Genomic DNA, 1,060 nt, shown 5'->3' with positions numbered 1-1,060 from the left:
TAATGCCGTTCAGTTAGCGCTGAACGGCATTTTCTTTTTTGCGCAAGCGCTTGTAAACATTAGAGAAGGCTGTTAACTTCCGGCTCGATGCTTTCGAGCCAACTTCACGCGACGACAGAGGTTCTGCCGGTAGCCGGCCTTGACCGGTTGGCGGAGCATTTGCCGATGGCGTGGATTGAGCAGGCGCTCGATGCGACGGGGGCAGCCAGCATTCGGCGTCGGCGCCTGCCGGCGGAGCAAGTTGTATGGCTGGTCATTGCTCTGGCACTTTATCGGCACCAGTCAATGCCTGAGGTATTGGCCACGCTGGATTTGGCCCTGCCGTGTGCTGCGGAGCGCACCGTCAGCAAGAGTGCCGTGACCCAGGCCAGGCAACGCCTGGGGGTGGCGCCCCTGGAGCAGTTGTTTGGCCAAACCGCACGCGCCTGGTGCCGGCAGGACGCCGAGCGCCACACCTGGCAGGGGCTGTCGCTCTGGGCCATGGATGGTACGACGTTTCGCACGCCTGACAGTGCCGGCAACCGGGCGCACTTTGGCGCCCAGGCCTACGCGAGCGGCAAGATCGCCAGCTACCCGCAAGTACGTGCCGTCAGCGTCACGGCTATTCCCACCCACCTGGTGTCGGATATCGCCTTTGGCGAGTACGGCCAGAACGAGATGCTGTACGCCAAGACGCTGGTCGAAGGCATCGCCGATCATTCCCTGACCGTCTTCGACCGCGGCTTTCTCTGTGCCGAAATTCTGCTGGGGCTGACCCTGGCGGGCCACGAGCGTCACTACTTGATCCCCGCCAAATCCAACACGAAGTGGGAAGTGCTTTCAGGCACCGCAGACGATTGCCTCGTCCGCATGCGGGTTTCGCCCCAGGCCCGCGCCAAGGCGCCCGAGTTGCCTGAGCACTGGATCGCCCGGGCCGTGCGGATGCTCTCCGCTAATGGGAAACAGCGGATTCTCCTGACTTCCCTACTAGATCGTCAGCGTTTCAAGGCCGACGCGCTGGCCGCGTGCTATCGGCGCCGCTGGGAGATCGAAACCAGCTATCGCGAACTCAAGCAGTCCA

Annotated in this window: 1 protein-coding gene; it reads left to right on the top strand. The window is 62.6% G+C overall.

What is annotated here, in order from left to right; translation table 11 throughout:
• Positions 1-165 precede the first annotated feature (165 nt).
• Positions 166-1,060 (top strand): IS4 family transposase (locus ACLIIZ_RS21080; protein ID WP_416695665.1); only part of this gene is annotated, 895 nt, incomplete at its 3' end.

Origin of the sequence: Azonexus caeni (assembly GCF_048146105.1) — a bacterium.
Lineage (GTDB): Bacteria > Pseudomonadota > Gammaproteobacteria > Burkholderiales > Rhodocyclaceae > Azonexus > Azonexus aromaticus_B.
Note: the sequence above shows the minus strand (reverse complement) of the source record. Positions and strands in the feature narration are given on the sequence as shown.